Source organism: Caballeronia sordidicola (genome assembly GCF_002220365.1).
GTDB classification, from domain to species: Bacteria; Pseudomonadota; Gammaproteobacteria; order Burkholderiales; family Burkholderiaceae; genus Caballeronia; species Caballeronia sordidicola_C.
The window spans coordinates 1-4,279 of record NZ_MTHB01000180.1 but is presented as its reverse complement, the minus strand read 5'-3'; the positions used below and the strand labels follow the sequence as shown (position 1 = coordinate 4,279).

At 54.9% G+C, this 4,279-nt stretch carries 2 protein-coding genes and 1 pseudogene; 1 reads left to right on the top strand and 2 read right to left on the bottom strand.

Annotation, left to right across the window (positions count from 1 at the left end):
* Positions 1-604: 604 nt before the first annotated feature.
* On the bottom strand, positions 605-1,618 hold the full coding sequence (locus BSU04_RS25810) for an IS110 family transposase (protein WP_089163240.1): 1,014 nt from the start codon (positions 1,616-1,618) through the stop codon (positions 605-607).
* A 170-nt stretch (positions 1,619-1,788) separates the two neighbouring features.
* On the opposite strand from BSU04_RS25810, the pseudogene BSU04_RS25805 reads away from it, so the two are divergent.
* Positions 1,789-2,742: pseudogene (locus BSU04_RS25805) on the top strand (IS5 family transposase).
* 1,294 nt (positions 2,743-4,036) lie between these two features.
* On the opposite strand, the gene BSU04_RS25795 reads toward BSU04_RS25805, so the two are convergent.
* Positions 4,037-4,279: transposase domain-containing protein (locus BSU04_RS25795; protein ID WP_144021259.1), on the bottom strand; the 243-nt coding region annotated here is incomplete at its 5' end.

The following is a 4,279-nucleotide window of genomic DNA, read 5'->3' as shown; positions in this document are numbered from 1 at the left end:
CTGCTGTCCGTGTGCCCCCACCATATACGGGAGCATCCGGCCACATACCTTTTGGTTCAAGCCTGTCAGCACCTTTGGCTTGTTGAGGCTGACGATGTTTAAATGGCAGTTCACATCTGTTGGTCATACCGCTGAGCCTGGCATCCATCCGCATTGGTGCTCGCAGATCACGACTCATCTCGCGACTTGTCGCTGCCCCGAGGGGCGGGTTACGTTGTTCCGATGGCTTCACACCCGGCCGTTACCAGCCACGCATGCATCGGTAGGCTACCGCCGACGGAACAGCGGGTTTCTTCGCCGAGATCGGCTGAAACAATTACTTACGCGACTTCACGTCGCACATGTGGACGCCTCCCGGATTGCAAACAGTTCCACGATTTGACTGGCAGGTTTAGGCAGCACGCTTATGTCCGGCCCTTTGGTGCAGGCTGGTAGCTGCCTGCTGGCCCTAATGGAATTCGCTGGCGAGGTCCTCATCTGCAAATCGAACGCAATGGTTTATCTTCCCTATCGGGTTTTCCTCGCCCCGGTCCAACCTGTTAGCCATCATGCAGCACTTGCTTGCGCTCCTTGAAGAAGTTGTGAATGTTTTGAATCGTCGCGTCTAAGCCCTTGCAGTCGGTGAAGCCTGATATTTTTCCGGTCGCGCCAGTACTGCCCAGATGGTTCTTGCCAACTTGTTTGCGACAGTGGCAACCGCTACGTTGAATGGTCTACGCTTGAGCAACCCGTCGACCCAATCCGTTCGTTCCCCCTGGATAATCACCGAGCGCGCGCCGTGCATTAGTAGGGTGCGTAAATAAGTGTCGCCCCGCTTGCTCAAACCCATCTGCCGCACCCGGCCACCGGTTCCAGACTGTCGCGGCACGAGCCCCAACCAGGCCGCAAATTCGCGGCCCGATTTGAAGGTGCGGACGTCGCCTATAGCCGCGACCGTTGCTGTTGCAGTCAGAAGTCCTACGCCGGGAATATCGGCAATCTTTTGACAATCCAGATTGTGCCGAAATAAGTGATTGAGACTTCGCTCTAGTACTGCCATTTCTCGATCAGTATCCTGGGCGCGCGCCCATTGTTCCCTTAAGCTGTCGATGAGCATGGCCGGCAGACGTTCAGCGGCGCGTGCCAGCGCGGCTGGAAACACTTTGCTGAAGGCCCGATAGCCTTCAGGCAAAACCTCACCGAATTCATAGAGCAAGCCGCGTAATGCATTAGTTTGCATAATGCGAAACTTCATCAGTTGAGCTCGCACCCGATGTATCGCCAGAACGGTCTGCTGAGCTTCGCTCTTGACCGCGACGAAACGCGCCTCTGGCTGTTGAGTAGCGGTGCATATCGCTCGCGCGTCGGCCGCATCAGTCTTGTTCCGAAGTACAAACGGACGTACCGAGCGAGCAGATATGAGCTTCACCTCATGTCCGAGTGCTTGCAATCGCCTCGCCCAGTCGTGAGCACTTCCGCAGGCTTCCATCACGACAGTTGATGGCGCCCGTTTCGCGAAGAACTCGAGCACTTGTGCACGTTTGAGTTTGAATCGTTCGACTTGGCCGCTTTGTGGATCGACTGCATGCAGTTGAAACACTTGCTTCGCAATGTCCATCCCAATGATCATGAGCTTCATTTCGGATTCTCCTTGAAGAACGGTTGACGAGCATGATTACCTTCTCACATTTCGGGCGAACGCGATCGCAACGGCCCGCTTCCGGGGGGAGGCGTCCATACCATCTGCAAAACTGCAATCGGGAGCGGCGTGTACTACTCTAAACGCAGTGACTGAAACGGGGTAATGCGATGACGCAACTTCATCTTGGCTTGAATTTGTCGACGAAGCGCACGCGCAAACGGGAGTTTCTCGACGAGATGAGGCGAGTCGTGCCGTGGTCAAAGTTGATTGCCTTAATCGAGCCACATTACCCGTAAGGTAAGACGGGGCGACCGCCATTTCCTGTGGCGACGATGCTTCAAATCCACTTCATGCAACAGTGGTTCGGGCTGTCGGACCCGGCGATGGAAGAAGCTTTGTACGACGTGCCGCTATATCGCGAATTTGCGGGCCTCGATGGTGGCATGGCCCGCTTGCCAGACGAGACCACGATTCTTTGATTTCGGCATCTTCTCGAAACGCATGGAATCGCTGCCCAAATGCTTGCACTGGTCAATGAGATTCTGGTTGATAAGGGGTTGATGCTCAAGGCAGGCTCAGCCGTTGACGCCACCTTGATAGCAGCACCGAGCTCGACCAAGAACGGCTCGGGCACACGAGATCCGGAGATGCAGCCCACGCAGAAAGGCCGCAACTGGTACTTCGGAATGAAGGCCCATGTGGGCGTGGACGCGGAGTCGGGCCTGGTGCATACCGTCATCGGAACGGCGGCAAACGTGCACGACATCAACTCGGCGCAGGCGTTGTTGCACGGCGAAGAAACGGATGTGTACGCTGACGCGGGTTATCAGGGTATCGAGAAGCGTGAGCAAGCACGCCCAGTACGATGGCACGTCGCGATGCGGCCCGGTAAGCGACGAAAGCTAAACCTGAAAGACCCCATTGATGCGATATACGATCAGTTCGAGCGCTTGAAAGCAGGCATTCGCGCGAAGGTGGAACATCCGTTCCGAGTTCTCAAGCGACAGTTCGGCTACATGAAAACGCGATACCGCGGGCTGACCAAAAACACCGCTCAAATCACGACGCTGTTTGCGTTGGGCAATCTGTGGATGGCACGTAAGTCGTTGCGAAAAGCGTGAAAAATGCAGCATGCGATGAGCTTGGATCAGGACTCGTCGCGCTTACCTAGGCAATGCTCCCCATCCTACCGACCTTCGCCACGACAAACTGTCGTTGAAACAAAATGTCGTGCTTAAAAACGCGTTGTTCAGACCTTCCCTAGCAGGAAAATCGCTGTGAAGCATGTCCAGGGAGGGATTGAAGGGGAATCGGCGCGTTGGACGATGTTGCGTTTCGGCAACGGGCAGGCGCGGAGATGTTCGTTAATTCTGCTAGCGCGTTGGGCCTGCCCAGCAATTCCGCTAATGCGTTATTCTTCAATTTTCCGAATGATATGAAGGTATCCTAAATAAAGGTTGGTGCAACAGTCGGAAAACACCTTGTTTTTGGGCAGTGTGCAAATTCGAATGGGCGAAGCATTGAATTACTTTCTCCACGCTATGTCGGACGAATTGGCAGGGCGCCTCGCTAGCAGAATTAACGGGCACGATTAGCGTCCCTATGGACATGGCTAGCGTTATTAACGGACCTCAACATCTGCGCAAAGCGCGGCCACCTCCGCCTCGACGCCAAAGCAGGTTCGCAAAAAAGAGCGCAAGGAGGCGCGTGCGGCGCGCACGGCGGATCTGAAGAAGCTGGAGAAAAACGGTTACAAGCCAGGCCGGGACCAAAGCAACTATCCGCAGGATTTGCAGAACGCGGAACATAAGGCAAATTCGGGCGCGCCCGTAGCCGCTTCAGCGCCATGAGGTGACGGTCGTCGTTGACGATGGGCAAGCGCTAGTTAAATGCAGTTCGATGTGAGAGTGTTCGAATCGAACCCTCCCACACTATGCGAGGTGCTACCCCGGGGAACCAGGCTGCCCCGCCGATGGTGAACGTCATCAAAACGTCCGTGGACCGGCTTCTGACGCAGGGGACGCGTGTATCAACCGGTTGTTGCTCGTTCTCCGATTGGCGTGTTGTCGCGCACAGCGTGTGTTCACCTGTTTTGATCCAGGTGGCCGCAGTTTTTTCTGCGTCGCTTACGGAATTAAAACTACTTAATAAATTCTGGCTTGCTTGATTTTAAGAAAATTCAAAAAGACGCGACCCGAAAGTCGCGCTAAAAAATGCGGCGCCTCCGGTTTTTTTGGACACAGATTTGGGGTAAAACGTGTGTTCCAAACTGGAGTAGTTCATGTCGAAGAAAGCTGATGCGAATGCAGTTGCGCCAGAGGCGCTGGAAGGCGCGCGTAGCGCGACTGGAAGCGCCTCTGGCGTAAGCGGTCAACGAACCCGCCCGTTGCGGTGTTAGGTCAGATAGGTTAGCGATTAAACGGTCGGCTTACGAGCGGGCGTGCCAAGCTTCCACGGCAGCAATGCTTCGTAGTCGTCGGCGACTTTTGCGTACGGCAACGCCTTGAACAGATCGACCAGATACCGATATATATCAATGTCGTTGGCCTTGCAGGTTTCGATCAGCGAGTACAGGTTGAGACTTGCCTTGGCGCCCGCCACCGTGTCACTAAAGAGCCAATTTTTTCTTCCGACGACAAACGGTCTGATTGAATTTTC